The organism is Actinospineispora spinosispora DSM 44797, from assembly GCF_000429025.1.
In the GTDB taxonomy this organism is placed as follows: Bacteria; Actinomycetota; Actinomycetes; order Mycobacteriales; family Pseudonocardiaceae; genus Pseudonocardia; species Pseudonocardia spinosispora.
Genome location: NZ_AUBB01000027.1, coordinates 149,253 through 166,959, shown reverse-complemented (window position 1 = coordinate 166,959; position 17,707 = coordinate 149,253). Strand labels below are relative to the sequence as shown.

Annotated in this window: 15 protein-coding genes; 11 read left to right on the top strand and 4 right to left on the bottom strand. The window is 69.9% G+C overall.

What is annotated here, in order from left to right:
* The first annotated feature begins 653 nt into the window (after nt 1-653).
* From G406_RS0113900 to G406_RS0113850, 11 genes are all read left to right on the top strand, one after another.
* Nucleotides 654-2,168: a long-chain-fatty-acid--CoA ligase gene (locus G406_RS0113900; protein ID WP_028934318.1), complete on the top strand. Its 1,515-nt coding sequence runs from the start codon at nt 654-656 to the stop codon at nt 2,166-2,168.
* Entirely contained in the window at nt 2,165-3,874 is a 1,710-nt protein-coding gene (locus G406_RS0113895; RefSeq protein ID WP_028934317.1) for a PHA/PHB synthase family protein, read from the top strand. Before G406_RS0113900 ends, G406_RS0113895 begins: the two co-directional genes overlap by 4 nt.
* A complete protein-coding gene (phaZ, locus tag G406_RS0113890; protein ID WP_037076475.1) occupies nt 3,871-4,698 on the top strand; it encodes a poly(3-hydroxyalkanoate) depolymerase in 828 nt (275 codons plus the stop codon). Before G406_RS0113895 ends, phaZ begins: the two co-directional genes overlap by 4 nt.
* 84 nt (nt 4,699-4,782) lie before the next feature.
* Nucleotides 4,783-5,979 carry a PucR family transcriptional regulator gene (locus G406_RS0113885; RefSeq protein WP_211241136.1) on the top strand — a complete coding sequence of 399 codons (1,197 nt, stop codon included), beginning with the start codon at nt 4,783-4,785 and terminating at the stop codon, nt 5,977-5,979.
* Between the two features lie 429 nt (nt 5,980-6,408).
* The gene (locus tag G406_RS0113880; RefSeq protein WP_028934314.1) at nt 6,409-7,209 is read left to right on the top strand and encodes a CoA transferase subunit A; all 801 of its coding nucleotides are present in this window, start codon (nt 6,409-6,411) and stop codon (nt 7,207-7,209) included.
* Nucleotides 7,206-7,979, top strand: coding sequence for a CoA-transferase subunit beta (locus G406_RS0113875; RefSeq protein ID WP_028934313.1), 774 nt, complete (start codon nt 7,206-7,208; stop codon nt 7,977-7,979). The genes G406_RS0113880 and G406_RS0113875 overlap by 4 nt, the downstream gene beginning before the upstream one ends.
* The gene (locus tag G406_RS0113870; protein WP_245607110.1) at nt 7,976-8,755 is read left to right on the top strand and encodes an alpha/beta fold hydrolase; all 780 of its coding nucleotides are present in this window, start codon (nt 7,976-7,978) and stop codon (nt 8,753-8,755) included. The genes G406_RS0113875 and G406_RS0113870 overlap by 4 nt, the downstream gene beginning before the upstream one ends.
* Nucleotides 8,756-8,771: 16 nt before the next feature.
* A complete protein-coding gene (locus tag G406_RS46750) occupies nt 8,772-9,392 on the top strand; it encodes a DUF1707 SHOCT-like domain-containing protein (protein ID WP_156934853.1) in 621 nt (206 codons plus the stop codon).
* Between the two features lie 93 nt (nt 9,393-9,485).
* On the top strand, nt 9,486-10,079 hold the full coding sequence (locus G406_RS0113860) for a hypothetical protein (RefSeq protein WP_156934852.1): 594 nt from the start codon (nt 9,486-9,488) through the stop codon (nt 10,077-10,079).
* Between the two features lie 27 nt (nt 10,080-10,106).
* On the top strand, nt 10,107-10,730 hold the full coding sequence (locus tag G406_RS0113855; RefSeq protein WP_028934310.1) for a hypothetical protein: 624 nt from the start codon (nt 10,107-10,109) through the stop codon (nt 10,728-10,730).
* Nucleotides 10,731-10,756: 26 nt separating this feature from the next.
* Nucleotides 10,757-11,416 (top strand): hypothetical protein, encoded by a 660-nt coding sequence (locus tag G406_RS0113850; RefSeq protein ID WP_156934851.1) that lies wholly within the window; start codon nt 10,757-10,759, stop codon nt 11,414-11,416.
* Nucleotides 11,417-11,678: 262 nt separating this feature from the next.
* On the opposite strand, the gene G406_RS0113845 is transcribed toward G406_RS0113850, so the two are convergent.
* From G406_RS0113845 to G406_RS0113830, 4 genes are read right to left on the bottom strand one after another with little or no spacing between them, the layout of a single operon-like run.
* Entirely contained in the window at nt 11,679-12,293 is a 615-nt protein-coding gene (locus G406_RS0113845) for a TetR/AcrR family transcriptional regulator (RefSeq protein WP_028934308.1), read from the bottom strand.
* Nucleotides 12,290-14,230, bottom strand: coding sequence for an acetyl/propionyl/methylcrotonyl-CoA carboxylase subunit alpha (locus tag G406_RS0113840; RefSeq protein ID WP_028934307.1), 1,941 nt, complete (start codon nt 14,228-14,230; stop codon nt 12,290-12,292). Before G406_RS0113840 ends, G406_RS0113845 begins: the two co-directional genes overlap by 4 nt.
* An 8-nt stretch (nt 14,231-14,238) precedes the next feature.
* Nucleotides 14,239-15,774 (bottom strand): acyl-CoA carboxylase subunit beta, encoded by a 1,536-nt coding sequence (locus G406_RS0113835; RefSeq protein ID WP_051342065.1) that lies wholly within the window; start codon nt 15,772-15,774, stop codon nt 14,239-14,241.
* Between the two features lie 50 nt (nt 15,775-15,824).
* Nucleotides 15,825-17,522, bottom strand: coding sequence for an acyclic terpene utilization AtuA family protein (locus G406_RS0113830; protein ID WP_037076472.1), 1,698 nt, complete (start codon nt 17,520-17,522; stop codon nt 15,825-15,827).
* Nucleotides 17,523-17,707 lie beyond the last annotated feature (185 nt).

The following is a 17,707-nucleotide window of genomic DNA, read 5'->3' as shown; positions in this document are numbered from 1 at the left end:
TGGGAGCCGCCCTGGCAGCTGGGCGATGTGGTCGCTGACATTCACTACGCCGGCCTTCGCCGGAACTCCTTCGGAGACTCGCGGAGCCGGCTTTTACAGACACCTGTACATGCGCAGACGGTCCTGGTGCGGGTGCACGGCGTTCCTGGTGGGGTGCAGGTGTTCGTTGTGGGATGCGGGTCATGTCTAGAGCCCCCTCACCCCGCACCGGGAATGGGGCGACGCACGTTTCACAGGTGGGCCCCGCAAGGCGCCCGAAGGGGTTCCGCCGCAGGCGGGTAGTGCCTGAGTGGCGGCTCCCAAGCCGGGGCACCAAGCGCGCGCGTCGCCGAAGGCGACATTTTTCCGAGTGGGCCCCTCAGCCCGAAGGGTTGAGGGGCCCGCGAGGAAAAAACCCAGGCAGCGAGCCGTTAGGCGAGCCGCCTGGATCGTTCCCGGTCGGCCCGGAGGGCCTTCCGGGAACGATGGCGCGCGAAACAGGCCGGCAAGTGATGGCGCGCGGAACAGGCCTGTGAGCACCTCCAACCGCATTTGTGGGTGAAAACAGTCAGCTCTGGTTGCGACAACATCGACAATCGCTCGTGAGCTGGGCCACACTGGTTGGTGCCGTTGATATAAATGGACACTTCTGACCCGAGGGAGCTGGCCCAGGCATGAACCTGGCGGGAAATCTGGTGGCGACCGCCGCGCGACAGCCCGACGCAGCCGCGCTGCGGGTGGGCGACGACGTACTGAGTTATCAACAGTTCCTCGACGGTGCCAGGGTCACCGCCGGCTGGTTACGGGAGCGCGGTGTCGAGCCGGGTGACCGGATCGGGCTGATCCTGCCGAACGTGCCCGCTTTCCCCATCCTGTTCTACGGCGCGCTGTTCGCGGGCGCGACCGTGGTGCCGATGAACCCGCTGCTCACCGAGCGCGAGATCGGCTACTACTTCACCGACGCCGGTGTGCGGATCGCGTTCGCCTTCGAGTCGCTGCCGGACGGCGGTCGCGCCGCGACGGCGGCCGGCGAGGCGAACGACATCGAGGTGCTGGTCGTCGGGCCTGTCGGTCTGTCGAGCGCGGAGCTCGACGGCACCGAGCCGGTCGCCGAACCGGAGACCCGTGCCGACGGTGACCTCGCCGTCCTGCTCTACACGTCCGGTACCACCGGGCGGCCCAAGGGCGCCGAGCTCACCCACCACAACCTGGCCAGCAACGCGGCCACGGCGGCGGGCGAGCTGTTCGGCACCGAGACCGGTGACGTCGTGATGGGTTGCCTGCCGCTGTTCCACGTCTTCGGGCTGACCTGCGGGCTGAACGTGTCGGTGCTGACCGGTGCGTGCCTGGCGCTGCTGCCGAGGTTCGACCCGGTCAAGGCCCTCGAGCTGGTCGCCGCGCACAAGGTGACGGTGTTCCAGGGCGTCCCGACGATGTACTCGGCGCTGCTGCACGCGCCGGACGCCGAGAACTACGACACCTCCAGCCTGCGGATCTGCGCCTCAGGTGGCGCCGCGCTGCCGGTCGAGGTGCTGCACGCGTTCGAGAAGCGTTTCGACGCGATGGTCCTGGAGGGCTACGGCCTGTCCGAGACCTCGCCGGTGGTGTCGTTCAACCATCCGAACGCGGTGCGCAAGCCCGGTTCGATCGGGACGCCGATCGACGGCGTCGAGGTCCGGATCCAGAACGACGAGGGTGTCGAGGTGCCGGTCGGTGAGGTCGGTGAGCTCGCGGTGCGCGGTGAGTGCGTCATGCGCGGCTACTGGAACAAGCCCGAGGCGACCGCCGAGGCGATCCAGGACGGCTGGTTCCGCACCGGTGACCTCGGCCGGGTCGACGACGACGGCTACTTCTACATCGTCGACCGCAAGAAGCAGCTGATCATCCGGGGCGGCTACAACGTGTACCCGCGCGAGGTCGAGGAAGCGATGCACGAGCATCCGGCCATCGCGGAGGTCGCGGTCGTCGGGCTGAAGCACTCCAGCCTCGGCGAGGAGGTCGGGGCCGCGGTCGCGCTCGCGCCGGGTGCCGAGGCGACGCCCGACGAGCTGCGCGCCTTCGCCAAGGAACGGGTCGCCGCCTACAAGTACCCCCGGCACATCTGGATCGTGGACGCGCTGCCGAAGGGGCCGACCGGGAAGATCCTGCACCGGGACGTTGTCGCACCGCCGGAGGTGACGGTCGAATGAGCACCCAGGACAGCCACGCACCGGACGCCGCCGAGCTTGCTGGCGCTCCACTGGACCTGCTGCTCACTGACGCGGCGAAGGGCAGCTGGCAACGGCTGCTGCCGGACGCGACCGCGTTGCGCCTGGTCAGGGGTCTGGCGAACCGGCCACGCAAGGTCGTCGGCAGGCTCGGTGGGCTCGCCGGCGAGCTGGGGCGGATCGCCACCGGAAGCTCCGCGATCGAACCGGAACCGCGTGACCGCAGGTTCTCCGACCCGGCCTGGTCGCAGAACCCGCTGCTGCGGCGCGCGCTGCAAGCCCACCTGGTGACCAGCCGCGTCGCCGAGGCACTCGTGGAGGACGCGCGGCTGTCCGAGCCGGACCGGCTACGCGTGCAGACCACCGTGTCCAACCTGTCGGACGCACTCGCGCCGAGCAACAACCCGCTGCTCAACCCGCGTGCGCTGAAGGCGGTCGTGGACACCGGCGGCGCGAACTTCCTGCGCGGCGCACGGCGCCTCGCCAACGACATGTCCTCGCCGCCCCGGGTGCCGAGCATGGTCGAACCGGACGCGTTCGAGGTCGGCCGGACGGCTGCCGCGACACCGGGCACGGTCGTGCTGCGCACCCAGGTGCTCGAGGTACTGCAGTTCACCCCGACGACCGAGAAGGTCCGGGAGATCCCGCTCCTGATCGTGCCGCCGACGATCAACAAGTACTACGTCACGGACATCTCCCCCGGCCGCAGCCTCATCGAGTACCTGGTCGGGCAGGGCCACCAGGTGTTCACGATCTCCTGGCGCAACCCGGACGTCCGGCACGCCCGCTGGGGATTCGACACCTACGGCGGCGCGATCCTGGACGCGATCGACGCGGCACGCGAGGTAGCCGGCGCGCCGAGTGTCGCGCTGCTGTCGCTGTGCTCCGGCGGGGTGCTGTCCTCGATGGTGCTCGGCCACCTCGCGGCGATCGGCGAGTTGGACCGGGTCGCCGCCGCCGCGTTGTCGGTCGCGGTGCTCGACCAGGGCGACGCGGGCGTGACGGGCGCGCTGCTCACCAAGGAGGCCGCCGATGTCGCCGTCCGGGCGTCCGCCGCGCGCGGCTACCTCGACGGCAGGGCGCTGGCCGAGGTGTTCGCCTGGCTGCGGCCCAACGACCTGATCTGGAACTACTGGGTCGACAGCTACCTGCTCGGCAACTCGCCCAAGCCGTTCGACGTGCTGTTCTGGAACGCCGACACGACCCGCATGACCGCGCGGCTGCACCGCGACTTCATCCACCTGTCGCAACGCAACGCGCTGACCAAGCCGGGCGACGCGACGATGCTCGGCTCACCGGTCGACCTGGCGAAGGTGCACCTGGACACCTACATCACCGCCGGTATCGCCGACCACCTGTGCCCGTGGCAGAACTGCTACCAGAGCACCCAGCTGTTCGGCGGCAAGAGCCGGTTCGTGCTGTCCACCAGCGGGCACATCGCGTCCATCGTCAACCCACCCGGCAACAAGAAGGCGAACTTCCGCACCGCCGAGCACAATCCGCCGGACCCGTCGGCCTGGCTCGCCGAGGCGCAGACCGTCGAGGGTTCCTGGTGGCCGGACTTCAGTACCTGGCTGCACGCCCGAACGGGCGAGGAGATTCCGGTGACGGAGCAGCTGACCCAGGGCGGCAGCAGGGAGCACCCGCCGCTCGGCGCGGCACCGGGTAGCTACGTGCTCACCCGATGACGCCACGTCCGAACCCCGCGTCCGACGTCATGACGGTGCGCGGACGCCGCCTGGCCTACACCCATGATCCGGGTGTGCCAGGGCGCGTCCCGCTCGTGATGTGCAATGGCATCGGCTCCAGCATGGAGCTGTTCGACCCGCTCGTCGCGCAGCTCGACCCGGGCCGTCCGGTCGTGCGGTTCGATGTCCCGGGTATCGGCGGTTCGGACACCCCGAAGCTGCCGTACATCTATCAGCAGCTCGCGCTTGCGATGCGGCGACTGTTGAAGAACCTGGGTTATCCGCGTGCGGACGTGTTGGGAATTTCTTGGGGAGGCGGTCTTGCGCAACAGTTCGCCTTCCAATACCCCCTCTACTGTCGTAAATCCGTCCTGGTAGCGACAGCGACTGGGTTGTGGATGGTTCCGGCGGCGCCGAAAGTCCTGGGGCGCATGATGACGCCGAGACGACACCGGGACCCGGAGTATGCCCGCGACATCGCCGGAAGTATTTATGGTGGCAGCGCCCGCCGCGACCCGGAGGGCACAGTGAACGTGTTGCACAGCTCGATGCGTGCGACGCCGGTTCGCGGCTACCTGTACCAGCTCGCCGCGATCGGCAGCTGGACCAGCCTGCCGTGGCTGCCGATGATCCGGCAGCCGACGCTCGTGCTCGCGGGTGACGATGACCCGATCATTCCCTCGATCAACGGAACGATCATGGCGCGGTTGTTGCCGCGCGGCGAGTTGCACAGATACTCGGGTGGGCACCTCGCGTTGCTCACCGAGCCTGAGAAACTCGCCCCGGTGATCGACGAGTTCCTGGACCGGGGTTCGCCTAGCTGACCTCAGATGAAATTTCGCCTGGGGGCGGGGGGAGACAATTCTGTGATGGCACAGCAGCGTGACGGCCGATTAGTGCGGAGTTCCGTGTCGACCGGCTTGGGGCAGGAGTCCCGGCTGGCGCTCCTTGTCGAGCACGCCGAGCACAACCTGTCCCGGCTGATCGACCAGCACACCACCTACATGATCACCGAGATCGACGTCTATCGGAGCGAGGCGGTCTCCCGGGACGACGTGCGCCGCTCGGTCGAGCACAACATGCGTTACCTGGTGAGCGCGGTCCGCGACCCGGCGGCTCCCCGTGACCTGTCTGCCCCTCGGGAGACCGGTCGTAGACGCGCACACCAGGGTGTGCCGCTCCCCGAGGTGCTGCGCGCCTACCGCACCGGCATCAGCGCGCTGTGGGACCTGTTCAGTGAGCCGGCCCGCGACGCCAGGGACAGCTCGATGCTGGACACATTGATCTCGGTCGGGAAGTTCCTGTGGCAGCTCGGCGACGAGTACTCGATCGAGCTGACCGAGTCCTACCGCGCGACCACCGCCGACCTGCTGGTCAGCCAGCACCAGCGCCGGTCCGCGCTGGCCGAGGCGCTGTTCACCGGCTCGCCGGGCGAAGGCGCCGGCCCGTGGGAGCTGTCGAAGCTGCTCGGTCTGCCCGCCGACGGCGACCTCATCGTCGTCGCCTCGGAGAACTCCAGCACCGCGGAGGAGGGTCTGCCGCGTATCGAGACGCGTCTGTCCGAACGGGGTATCAACTCGGCGTGGCGGCTCACACCCGCGCTGCAGATGGGTGTGGTGTCGCTGCGTACCGGGGAGCGCGACGAGCTCATCGCGCTGCTGGAGGACAAAGCGCGGGCACGAGTCGGGGTGAGCCCGGTGTACCAGCTGCTGAAGGACACCCCGCGTGCACTGCACCTGGCCCGGGTCGCGCTGACCGGTGTCCGGCCGGGACGGGCCGAGGTACGGGTCTTCGAGGCCTCGCCGCTGGCCGCGCTGGTCGCGCAGGACATGGACGAGGGCAAACGCATCGTGTCCCGGGTGCTCGGCGCGGTGCTCGAGCTGCCCGCCGACGACCGCGAGGTCCTGCTGGACACTCTGCGCGCCTGGTTCGACCACGCCGGCAGCGCCGAACACGCGGCCGAGCAGCTGTACTGCCACCCCAACACGGTGCGCTACCGCCTGCGCCGCGTGCAGGAGCTGACCGGCCGCTCCCTGGCCGAGCCCTACGGCATCGCCGACCTGGCAGCAGCCCTCCAGGCCCTACACCTGGACCCCATGTACTGACAACCGTGAGTGGCAAGTGGTCCTACCCCGAAGGGGCGCCGAAGGCGTAGCAACCTTGGGCACTCACGACAGCTTTTCCGTCGTGAGTACCCAAGGTTGCTATAGGACCACTTGCCACTCACGAAAGCCGGGTACGAGCGGATCAGCACGTCAGGGCTGCACGCAGTAGGAGCTGCACAGTCCCGGGGTCCTCGTGAGTGCTGAGGGCGCCTATAGCCGCTCTACGCACTCACGACGAAAAGCGTGTCGTGAGTGCGTAGAGCGGCTACGCTTCGCGCCCCTTCGGGGTAGACGCCCTCATCACTCACGAGGGGTTCCGGTGGGGGGAAGGTGCGTTGGCGAGGGGGAGGGGCGGCAGATACCGTTCCTGAGGACGGGCCGCATACTCGCGACGCTGCTGAGGACGGCCCCTGAGCACGGACGGAGCCGATGGCGGAGATCATTACGCTGACCGAGGCGATCGCGGAGCTGGTGCACGACGGTGACTCGGTGGCGCTCGAAGGATTCACCCACCTGATCCCGTTCGCCGCCGGCCACGAGATCATCCGGCAGGGACGCAAGGACCTGACGCTGATCCGCATGACCCCGGACCTGATCTACGACCGGATGATCGGCGCGGGTTGCGCGTCGAAGCTGGTGTTCTCCTGGGGCGGCAACCCGGGTGTCGGTTCGCTGCACCGCATGCGGGACGCACTGAGCCACGGCTGGCCGGTGCCGCTGGAGATCGAGGAACACAGCCACGCCGGCATGGCGAACCGGTACGTCGCGGGCGCGTCGGGCCTGCCCTTCGGGGTGCTGCGCGGCTACGCGGGCACCGACCTGCCGGAGCACACCGACACGATCAGCACGGTCACCTGTCCGTTCACCGGCCAGCAGCTGGCCGCGGTGAAGGCGCTCAACCCGGACGTGTCGATCGTCCACGCGCAGCGGGCCGACCGGGCAGGCAACGTGCAGCTCTGGGGCATCACCGGCGTGCAGAAGGAGGCCGTGCTGGCGGCGAAGCGGTCGCTGGTCACCGTCGAGGAGGTCGTGGACAGGCTCGACCCGGTGCCGGGAGCGGTCCTGCTGCCGTCCTGGGTGGTCAACGCGGTCGCGGTGGCGCCCGGTGGCGCGAAGCCGTCCTACGCCCACGGCTACTACGACCGGGACAACGCGGCCTACAAGGCGTGGGATGCGATCAGTCGGGACCGGCAGCGGTTCATCGCGTGGTTGAAGGAGCTGACGGCATGACGGCGCTGGACGAGCTGACCAGCTACACCGCCGACGAGATGATGACGGTCGCCGCCGCGCGCGCACTGCGCGACGGAGCGGTGTGCTTCGTGGGCATCGGGCTGCCGTCGACCGCGGCGAACCTGGCGCGGCGGCTGCACGCACCGAAGCTGGTGCTGATCTACGAGTCCGGCACGCTGGACACCACACCGGCCGAGCTGCCGCTGTCCATCGGCGACGGGATCCTCGCGGAGTCCGCGTTGACCGTGGTCAGCGTGCCGGAGGTGTTCAACTACTGGTTGCAGCCGGGGCGCATCGACGTCGGGTTCCTGTCCGGCGCCCAGCTGGACCGGTTCGGCAACATCAACACCACGGTGATCGGCGACTACGACGAGCCGTCCGTCCGGCTGCCCGGCTCCGGTGGCGCGCCGGAGATCGCCGCGTCCTGCGGTGAGGTGATGATCGTGATGCGGCACCGGCTGCGGGCGTTCGTCTCCGGTGTGGACTTCGTGACCTCGCTCGGCCACGGCAACGGTCCCGGCGACCGGGAACGTCTCGGCCTGACCGGCGCAGGGCCGCTGCGGGTGATCACCGACCTCGGCGTGCTCGAACCCGATCCGGACACCCGCGAGCTGGTGCTCACCGCGCTGCACCCGGGCATCACCCTCGCGCAGGTACGCGCGGAGACCGGTTGGGACCTGCAGGTCGGCACCGACGATCTGCAGTACACACCGCCGCCGACGGTTCAGGAGCTGACGGTGCTGCGTTCATTGCGTACCGTCGGATCATGATGGGTGATCGCAGTCCGGTGGGACTGCACTATGTGGAAGACGGAAACCCCGCCGGGGAACCGATCGTGCTGGTCGGATCGCTGGGCAGCACGCTCGACATGTGGCGGCCGCAGCTGCCGGTGCTCACCGGGCGGCGGGTCATCCGGGTGGACCACCGGGGGCACGGCGAGTCGCCGGTGCCCGCCGGGCCGTACACGATCTCCGAGCTGGCCGGGGACGTCGTCGCGCTGCTGGACAAGCTCGGCTTGGACAAGGTCGACTACGTCGGGCTGTCCATGGGCGGCATGGTCGGCATGTTCATCGCGGCGGAATGGCCGGAGCGGATCAACCGGCTCGCGCTGATGGCCACCTCGGCCGGCTACCCGGACAAGGCGCCGTGGCTGGCCCGCATCGAGGCGGTGTCCACCGGTGGCACCGAGGCGACCGCGGCCGGTTCGATCGTCAACTGGCTCACCCCCGACTACGCGGCCGCTCACCCGGACACGGCGGCCTGGCTGCGCGAGATGATCGAGAACACCCCGGACGCGGGCTACCTGGCGTGTTGTCAGGCGCTGCGCGACTGGGACCACGAGCGCAGGCTGGGTGACATCACCGCGCCGTCCCTGATGATCTGCGGCACCGCCGATCCGTCCACCCCGGAGGACCCGCACGGCGCGACGATCGCGGCCGGCATCCCGGGGGTCCGGTTCGAGCGGGTCGACGGTGCGCACCTGCTCAGCGTCGAATGCGCCGACGAGGTCAACGCGCTGCTGGGTGAGCACTTCAGCCTGCGCTGAGGTTAGTGTGACCGACGTGTCCGGCGACCTCGATCCGACAGAGTTGCGGATCTCCGATCTCGATCGGGAACGGGCCGTCGCCGCGCTCATGACCGCGATGGAACAGGGGCGGATCACCCCGACCGAGTTCAGCGACCGCTGCGACGTCGCGTGGGCCGCGCGGACCAGGGCCGAACTGCTGGTGGTGCTGTCCGACCTGCCCGGCGGGCCGCCGCCGGAGCTGGCGCCGCTGGTGCTGGACGTGCCGTTCGGGCAGGTCAGACGCACCGGTGAGTGGCTGGTGCCAGAGATCGTCCGGATCACCGGTCTGGGGCAGCGCACCACGCTGGACTTCACCGACGCGGTCATCCGCCGCCCCGAGGTGCTCATCGAGATCACCGCGGCGATGAGCGCGACGCGGGTGTTGCTGCCGTTCGACGCCCAGGTCGACACCGACGGCCTGGAGCTGATCGCCGGTTCCGTCCGGCACCGGACCGTGCGCGCGACGCTGCCCAGGGAACGACCGCGCGGGCTACGTCGGCTGCTGCGGGGTGCCAGGGACACCGAGTCCGCGCCGTCGATCCGGTTCGTGCTGCGTGGCCGGGCCGCTCTGTGTTCGGTGACCCTCACCCGTCCTCGCACCGGCCGCCGCCGGTGATGTGACTCAGGTCATATCGATGCCACCCAACCGCTGAGACGACGACCGGGTCGAAGAGGTTGTTCCGGCAAACATGTGGAGGGTGTCATGGCGATGTCAGGTGGACTTCGGATCGCGGTCGCGGCGCTGATCGGCTCAGCAACGGTGGTCGGCGTCTCCGCGTGTGCGAAGCCTTCGGAGCAGCCGTTGCCTGCGCCCTCGAGCCCGAGCGCGGCGACGAGCATGGCGGTCCCCGACATCGACACGGTGACCGACCCCGACAGCGGAGCCAACGTCCGGCTCGCTTCCGGGCCTGCACTGGCTAGTGTCATCGACGGCCCGGATGGCAAACCGATGGTGCACAAGTACGTTGTCCAGCTCCCGGCGGGCGTCGGTGAGCAGCGGCTCAACGTCACGCAGCTGATCATGCCGGTCACCGACGCGGTCGCGGCGACCGAGGTGCTTGCTCGGGGCGTGAACGGAACGGTGCTGAGTAACCAGCCGGTCACGGTCGACGGGAACCCGGGCGCCGATTTCCAGATCAGGTTCACCAGCGGCAGTCACACCGGTGTGATGTTCGGCAGGGCGGTGTACACCCACACCTACTCGGTCCAGGTGCTGACGCTGGTGGAGACCGGTAACGAGATGTCGGCGTTGCCCTTGCATACGCAAGCCGCAAGCACTCTGCGCGTGTCCGCGCACACCTGACCCGACCGTCGCTATCGTCCTTGCATCATGACCGCGGAACCGTCGTCTCCTGCCCGTCAGCGGGGCATTCGCACCCTCACCGCGACCCTCGTGGTCCTGGCGACGTTAACCGGGTGTGCGGCGGAGGAACCGCCTCCGCCGCCCGCGCCGGTCCAGGCGATCCCGGTCGATCCCCGCGTGGCGAAGGCGCCGAGGAACGAGCTGCAGAGCGGATCGTGGACCATCGCCACCGACCCGGAGACGGGGATCAACACGGCGCTCGCCGGCCTGCCCGGGGCCATCAGCCAGCCGGCGAGCGGCGGCGGAACCCTGCACGTCTACGTCGTGGCGCTCGTCGACGGAGGGTCGCAGCAGCTGAGCGTGGGTGACCTGCTCGGTGGCGCGGATGCCGACCCGCTCATCGCGACGATCAACATGGCGCGCGGCGCGAACGGCACGCTGACCAGGAACGTCCCGATCACCGTCCGGGGGCGGTACGGCGCGGACTTCCGGATGGTGCTCGTGCGGAGCGGGAAACCGCAGGTCATGCTCGGTCGGATGGTGTTCAACCCGACCAAGGTCATCGAGATCACCACGGTCGTGCCGCTGGCCGACGAGGCCGCTGTGACGCCGATGCACGACTACGCAGCGGACACCATCCGAATCCCCTGAGTAGCCGCTATACGGTCGAAGGCATCATGAGCCGCATCCCCGATTCCACGTCCGCCGCACCACACCCCGTGAGTGGCGCGGCCGCCTATAGCCGGTCGCGCCACTCGCGGGGTGTGGTGCGGGTTCTCGGTGTCACCGCGATCGCGCTCAGCGTGGCTTGCGGCGCCACCGGCTGCTCGACGATCAGCGGCCTGTGGAACAAGCCGCAGGAGGCGCCTCCGCCCGCCGCGGCCGCGCCCGAGCCGGCACCCGGCGTCGTGGCGACCGACCCGGCGAGCAGGGCGAGCGCCCGGCTGTCCGGTCCGTCGAAGCTCAAGAACGGCAAGACCGACAGCGGCGGCGCGCTGCGTGAGTACACCGCGACGCTGGAGCACGGCGCGGTGCAGACCCTCGCGGTCGGCGAGCTCAAGAGCCCGCCGAAGGGCGACCCGGCGGCGTACGTGAAGCAGCTCGCCACGGAGAACAAGGGCACGGTGACGAAGAACCAGGCGGTCACCGTCAACGGGCACCCGGGCGCCGACTTCCGCATGGATCTCGCCCCGGGAGGCGCGAAGGGCTTCATGCTCGGCCGGGTCGTCTTCACCCCCACCGGCCTCATCCAGGTCATCACCACCGGCCCCGCCGCCGACGAGACAACCGACGCCCCGCTGCACGACCAGGCAGCCGAAAGCCTCCAAATCCCCTAACCCGGCCGCACCGAAGTCGGCCGCACCGAACTCGGCCACAGCTAAGTCGGCCACAGCTAAGTCGGCTCCGCGAGTCTCCGAAGGAGTTCCGGCGAAGGCCGGCGCAGTGAATGTCAGCGACCACTGTCGCCGACGACCAGGGCGGCTCCCAGGTCGGCCACAAGCGCGCGCCTGGGCCGAAGGCCGAAAATCCTAAAGACGGCCCCCGGAGGGGCCTCTTTGGGATTTTGAGCGCGGAACAGGCCCAACAAGAAAACCCTCTTCAGGATTTTGAGCGCGAGACAGGCCCAACAACACGAGCCCACTGCTTCGCGATCTGACGGCGGCGTGCGGTGTCGTCGGTCAGCAGCGTGGCCAGACCCAGGCCGCGGGCCAGATCCAGGGTCGCCTGGACCAGCTCGCGGGCGCCCGGCCGGGACTCGTCGACTCCGAGCAGCTCCACCGCCAGCCGGTGCGCCTCCCGGCCGACCCTGGCTTCCAGGGGCACCACGACGGCGCGCCAGGACTCGTCGGTCGACGCGGCCACCCACATGTGCAGCGCCGCGCGGAACGCCGGCCCGGTGTACAGCTCCAGCAGCATCTCCACGACCCGGTCGACCGAGGCGTGTGGCAGCTCCCGCGCCTGTTCCCTCAGCTGTTCGACCTGCTGCTCGCCGATGTACTCGACGGTCGCGGTCACCAGGTCCTCCCTGGTCGGGAAGTGGTGCTGCGCCGCGCCCCTGGACACCCCGGCGCGTTCGGCGATGACCGCCACCGTCGCGCCGTTCCAGCCGAGCTCGACGATGCAGGCGACCGCGGCGTCGATCAGTGCGGCCCTGGTGGAGCGGCTGCGCTGTTGCTGCGGCGCACGGGTCGACCCGCCGAGGTTGCCGGTCATGGGGTGGACGACGGAGCCGGTTCGACCACCGCGAGCACCGCGCCGACCTCGACCTGCTGTCCGACGCTGATCGGCAGCTCGGTCACCACACCGGCGGCGGGCGCGGTGATCTGGTGTTCCATCTTCATCGCCTCCAGCCAGGCGACCGGCTGACCCGCGTCGACCTCGTCGCCCAGCGAGACACCGACCCGCAGCACGGTGCCCGGCATGGGCGCCACGAGCGAACCGCTGGCCAGCGCGTCCCGGGGGTCGGTGAACCTCGGCACGACGCGCAGTGCCACCGAACCGAGGCTCGAGTCCACCACGACCAGGTCGTCGTACCGGGCCACGGTGAACGACCGCCGGGTGCCTCGGACACCCAGCACGACCTCGTCCGGCGTCGCGCCGGTCAGCGTGACGCCGTCGAAACCCTCCGCGGCGAGGCTGTCACGGTCGAGGCGGTAGGCGATCTCCAGCTCCTGCCCGTCGGCGAGGAAGCGGACGCGGCGCGGCTGCGACGGCACGTTGCGCCAGCCGCCGGGCAATCGCCGCAGCACCGTGGCGGCCCGCCGGTTCGCCTCCGCCCCGGCGAGCGCCGCCGCCAGTGCGGACAACCGGACACCCGAGTCACCGGCGAGCGGTGCGGCGAGGGTGCCCAGGCCGTGCCGGTCGAAGAACGCCGTGTCGATGTCACCGGCCACGAACGCCGGGTGCCGCAGCACGTTGACCAGCAGGTCCCGGTTGGTGCGCATGCCGTGGATCTCGGCGCGGGCGAGCGCGCCGGCGAGCGTGCGGGCGGCGCTGGTCCGGTCCGGCGCCCACGCGATGACCTTGGCCAGCATCGGGTCGTAGTGCACCCCGATCACAGAACCGCTCTCGACACCGCTGTCGCAGCGCACCGAGCCGGGCACGGTGAAGCGGTGCAGGGTGCCGGTCTGGGGCTGCCAGTTCTGCGCCGGGTCCTCGGCGTAGAGGCGGACCTCGATCGCGTGCCCGTCGAAGTCGGGCGGACCGTCCGGCGGCAGCGGGGCGCCCTCGGCGACCGAGAGCTGCAGCGCCACCAGGTCGAGGCCGGTGACCAGCTCGGTCACCGGGTGCTCGACCTGCAGCCGGGTGTTCATCTCCAGGAAGTGGAACTCACCGGCTCCGTCGGCGAGGAACTCGACCGTTCCGGCACCCACGTAGTCGACGGCCTTCGACGCGGCCACCGCCGCGTCGCACAGCCGCTCCCGCATCGCGGGCGTGACCAACGGCGACGGCGCCTCTTCGATGACCTTCTGGTGGCGGCGCTGGATCGAGCATTCCCGCTCCCCCAACGCCCACACGGTGCCGTGCGTGTCGGCGAGGACCTGCACCTCGATGTGCCGTCCGGTCTCCAGGTAGCGCTCGCAGAACACCGTCGGGTCGCCGAACGCGGAGCCGGCCTCGGCGGACGCGCCGGACACCGCGTCGGGCAGCTCGGCGAGGGTCCGCACGATCCGCATGCCCCGGCCCCCACCGCCGGCGGACGCCTTCACCAGCACCGGAAGGTCCTTCTCGGTCACCGAGTCGACGTCCAGCTCGGGCAGCACCGGCACCCCGGACGCCGCCATCAGCCGTTTCGACTCGACCTTCGAGCCCATCGTCTCGATCGCCGGCGCGGGTGGCCCTACCCAGGTCAGCCCGGCGTCGGTGACCGCGCGGGCGAACGCGGCGTTCTCGGACAGGAACCCGTATCCGGGGTGCACCGCGTCCGCGCCGGCTTCCCGAGCCGCGGCGATCAGCAGGTCGGCGCGCAGGTAGGTGTCGCCGGGTGCATTGCCGGGCAGGCGCACCGCCGCGTCGGCCTCGTGCACGTGCGGCGCGTCGGCGTCGGCGTCCGAGTACACGGCCACCGTCGAAATGCCCAGCTCACGGCAGGTGCGGAAGATTCGGCGGGCGATCTCGCCCCGGTTGGCGACCAGCAGGCTAGTGATCATCAGTGCACTCACATCCGGAAGACGCCGAAGGCGTCGGTGCCGCGTACCGGGGCGTTGTGCACAACCGATAGGCACAGTCCCAGCACGGTTCGGGTATCGCGCGGATCGATGATGCCGTCGTCGTAGAGCATTCCGGACAGGAACATCGGCATCGACTCCGCCTCGATCTGACCTTCGACCATCGCGCGCATGGCCGCGTCGTTCTCCTCGCTGTACTCGGCGCCCCGTGCGGCCGCCGCGGCCCGCGCCACGATGGACAGCACGCCGGCGAGCTGCGCCGGTCCCATGACCGCCGACTTCGCGCTCGGCCACGCGAACAGGAACCGGGGGTCGTAGGCCCGTCCGCACATGCCGTAGTGCCCGGCGCCGTAGGACGCGCCCATCAGCACCGACAGGTGCGGGACCGTCGAGTTGGACACCGCGTTGATCATCATCGAGCCGTGCTTGATGATGCCGCCGCGCTCGTAGTCGCGCCCGACCATGTAGCCGGTCGTGTTGTGCAGGAACAGCAGCGGTGTGTCGATCTGGTTGGCCAGCTGGATGAACTGCGCGGCCTTCTGCGACTCGGAGCTGAACAGCACACCCTGGGCGTTGGCGAGGATGCCGATCGGGTAGCCGTGCAGCTGCGCCCATCCGGTGACCAGCGACGATCCGTACAGCGGCTTGAACTCGTCGAACTCGGAGCCGTCGACGATCCGCCGGATCACGTCACGCGGATCGAACGGGACCTTCAGGTCGGACGGCACGATGTCCAGCAGCTCCTCGCCGTCCAGCACCGGCTCGGCGTAGTCGGAACGAGGGCTCGGGCCGTGCTTGCGCCAGTTCAGCCGTGCCACGATGCGTCGCCCGAGCCGGATCGCGTCCTGCTCGTCGACCGCCAGGTAGTCGGCGAGCCCGGAGGTGCGGGCGTGCATCTCGGCGCCGCCCAGCTCCTCGTCGTCGGCCTCCTCGCCGGTCGCCATCTTGACCAGCGGCGGACCGCCGAGGAACACCTTGGCGCGCTCGGCGACCATCACGACGTAGTCGGACATGCCGGGCAGGTACGCACCGCCGGCCGTCGAGCTGCCGAACACCAGCGCGATCGTCGGAACCCGCGCCGCGCTGGAGCGGGTCAGGTTCCGGAAGGTCTTCCCGCCGGGGATGAAGATGTCCTTCTGCGTCGGCAGGTCCGCGCCGCCCGACTCGACCAGGTTGATCAGCGGCAGCCGGTTCTGCTCGGCGATCTCGGCGGCGCGCAGGCCCTTCTTCATCCCGGACGGGTTGATCGAGCCGCCCTTCACCGTCGGGTCGCTGGCGATGAGCATGCACTCGACGCCTTCGATGACCCCGATGCCGGTGACCACACTGCCGCCGACCGGGTAGCTCGTGCCGTACGCGGCGAGCGGGGACAGCTCCAGGAACGGCGAGTCCTCGTCGATCAGCAGCTCGATGCGTTCGCGGGCCAGTAGCTTGCCGCGCTTGCGGTGCCGCTCGGTGTACTTCGGACCGCCGCCCGCGACCGCTTTCTCCTGCTCGGTACGCAGCTCGGCGAGCTTGGTCAGCATCGAGTCGCGGTTGTCGGGTGGCGCGGCTTCGAGGGTCCCAGCAGAATCAGTCACAGCAGTACCTCCGGGATGTCGACGACTCGGCCGCGCAGCCACTCACCCAGGCCCTTGGCCTGCGGGTCGAACCGGGCCTGCGACGCCACGCCGGCGTCCAGCAGCCCCTCGACCACGAAGTTGACCGCGCGCAGGTTCGGCAGCAGGTGTCGGGTGACGGTGAGCGGGGCGGTCTCCGGCAGCAGCTCCTGGAACCGCTCGACGGTCAGCGAGTTCGCCAGCCACCGCCAGCCCTGGTCGGAGCGCGCCCAGACGCCCAGGTTCGCGTCGCCGCCCTTGTCGCCGGACCGCGCGCCGAGCACCGCGCCCAGCTGCGCGCGCTTCGTCGGCCCGTCCGGCAGCGGAGGCGGCAACGGCGGGTTGTCCACCGGTCGCAGTGCCGAGGTGTCCTCGGCCACCGCGATGTCGGTCCGGCTCCCGTCGGGCAGCACCGCGATGTGCGCAACGTCGTCCGCGGGCACGTAGGCGGCGGTGTAGACGCCGTACGGGGAACCGTTCGACGGCGGCGCGGTGGTGTGGAAGCCGGGGTAGCTGGCCAGCGCCAGCTCGATCGCGGCCGCACTGAACCCCCGGCCCGCCACGTTCGGGTCGCTGTCCCGCACCGCGCAGTGCAGCAGGGCGCTGGCCTCCTGCTCGGAGCTGTCCGCGCGCTCCGGGTGATCGGTGCGAGCGAGCGTCCAGCGCACCTCCTCCGGCCGTTTCGGCATGCCGGCCTCCAGCTGCGACCGGACCAGCGCGGCCTTCGCGTCGATGTCCGGGCCGGTCAGCACGAAGGTCATCTCGTTGCGGTGGCCGCCGAGTGCGTTGAGGCAGACCTTGAGCGTCGGCGGCGGCGCCTCACCACGAACACCGCTGATCCGGACCCGGTCCGGCCCCTGCTGCTCCAGCTCGAACGAGTCGAACCGGGTGGTCACGTCCGGTCCCGCATAGCGGGCGCCGCCGATCTCATAGAGCAGCTGCGCGGTGACCGTCTCGGTCGTGACGACACCGCCGGTTCCCTCGTGCTTGGTGATGACGCTGCTGCCGTCGGCGTCGATCTCGGCGATCGGGAAACCGGGAACGCCCAGGTCGTGCTCGGTGAAGAACGAGTAGTTGCCGCCGGTCGCCTGCGCGCCGCACTCCAGGACGTGGCCCGCGACGACCGCGCCGGCCAACGCGTCGTGGTCGGTGCGCCGCCAGCCGTGGTGCGCGGCGGCCGGTCCGACGACGAGCGACGCGTCGGTCACCCGCCCGGTCACCACGACGTCGGCGCCGGCGAGCAGACAGTCCGCGACACCCCACGCGCCGAGGTAGGCGTTGGCGGTCAGCGGCCGGCCGAGACCCAGCTCGGCGGCCCTCGGACCGAGGTCGTCACCTTCGACGTGCGCGATCCGGACCGTGATGCCGAGCTTGTCGGCCAGTGCGCGCAGTGCGTCCGCCAGCCCCGCGGGGTTGAGACCGCCCGCGTTCGTGACGATCCGGACGCCGTTGTCGACGGCGAGCCCGAGACCTTCCTCCATCTGGCGCAGGAAGGTGCGCGCGTAGCCGGCGTCCGGGTTCTTCAGCCGGTCCCTGCCGAGGATCAGCATCGTCAGCTCGGCGAGATAGTCGCCGGTGAGCACATCGAGTGGCCCGCCGGTCAGCATCTCCCGCACCGCGGCGAAGCGATCACCGTAGAAACCGGATGCGTTACCGATGCGCAGTGTTGTTCCCACGGGAGGAAAGAGTGCCAGTGGTACCTAGAACAATCAAGCACGCTTGCTTGTTTTTACCGTGCGGAAACCCCCAGCGGGTCATGCGACCCCTTTCACAGCACTAGGCGTGTCTGACTCGTCACGAACGCGAGCCGGGCCCTCGCACCACCTGCCACGCTTGTTAATTCAACCAACGTTCGACCTGT

Coding starts and splice junctions, on each gene's coding strand:
- G406_RS0113855 (WP_028934310.1), top strand. CDS start 10,107: ATGACCGCGGAACCGTCGTCTCCTGCCCGTCAGCGGGGCATTCGCACC.
- G406_RS0113845 (WP_028934308.1), bottom strand. CDS start 12,293: ATGACCGGCAACCTCGGCGGGTCGACCCGTGCGCCGCAGCAACAGCGC.
- G406_RS0113875 (WP_028934313.1), top strand. CDS start 7,206: ATGACGGCGCTGGACGAGCTGACCAGCTACACCGCCGACGAGATGATG.
- G406_RS0113895 (WP_028934317.1), top strand. CDS start 2,165: ATGAGCACCCAGGACAGCCACGCACCGGACGCCGCCGAGCTTGCTGGC.
- G406_RS0113870 (WP_245607110.1), top strand. CDS start 7,976: ATGATGGGTGATCGCAGTCCGGTGGGACTGCACTATGTGGAAGACGGA.
- G406_RS0113860 (WP_156934852.1), top strand. CDS start 9,486: ATGTCAGGTGGACTTCGGATCGCGGTCGCGGCGCTGATCGGCTCAGCA.
- G406_RS0113900 (WP_028934318.1), top strand. CDS start 654: ATGAACCTGGCGGGAAATCTGGTGGCGACCGCCGCGCGACAGCCCGAC.
- phaZ (WP_037076475.1), top strand. CDS start 3,871: ATGACGCCACGTCCGAACCCCGCGTCCGACGTCATGACGGTGCGCGGA.
- G406_RS0113850 (WP_156934851.1), top strand. CDS start 10,757: ATGAGCCGCATCCCCGATTCCACGTCCGCCGCACCACACCCCGTGAGT.
- G406_RS0113835 (WP_051342065.1), bottom strand. CDS start 15,774: ATGCTGACCAAGCTCGCCGAGCTGCGTACCGAGCAGGAGAAAGCGGTC.
- G406_RS0113840 (WP_028934307.1), bottom strand. CDS start 14,230: ATGATCACTAGCCTGCTGGTCGCCAACCGGGGCGAGATCGCCCGCCGA.
- G406_RS0113880 (WP_028934314.1), top strand. CDS start 6,409: ATGGCGGAGATCATTACGCTGACCGAGGCGATCGCGGAGCTGGTGCAC.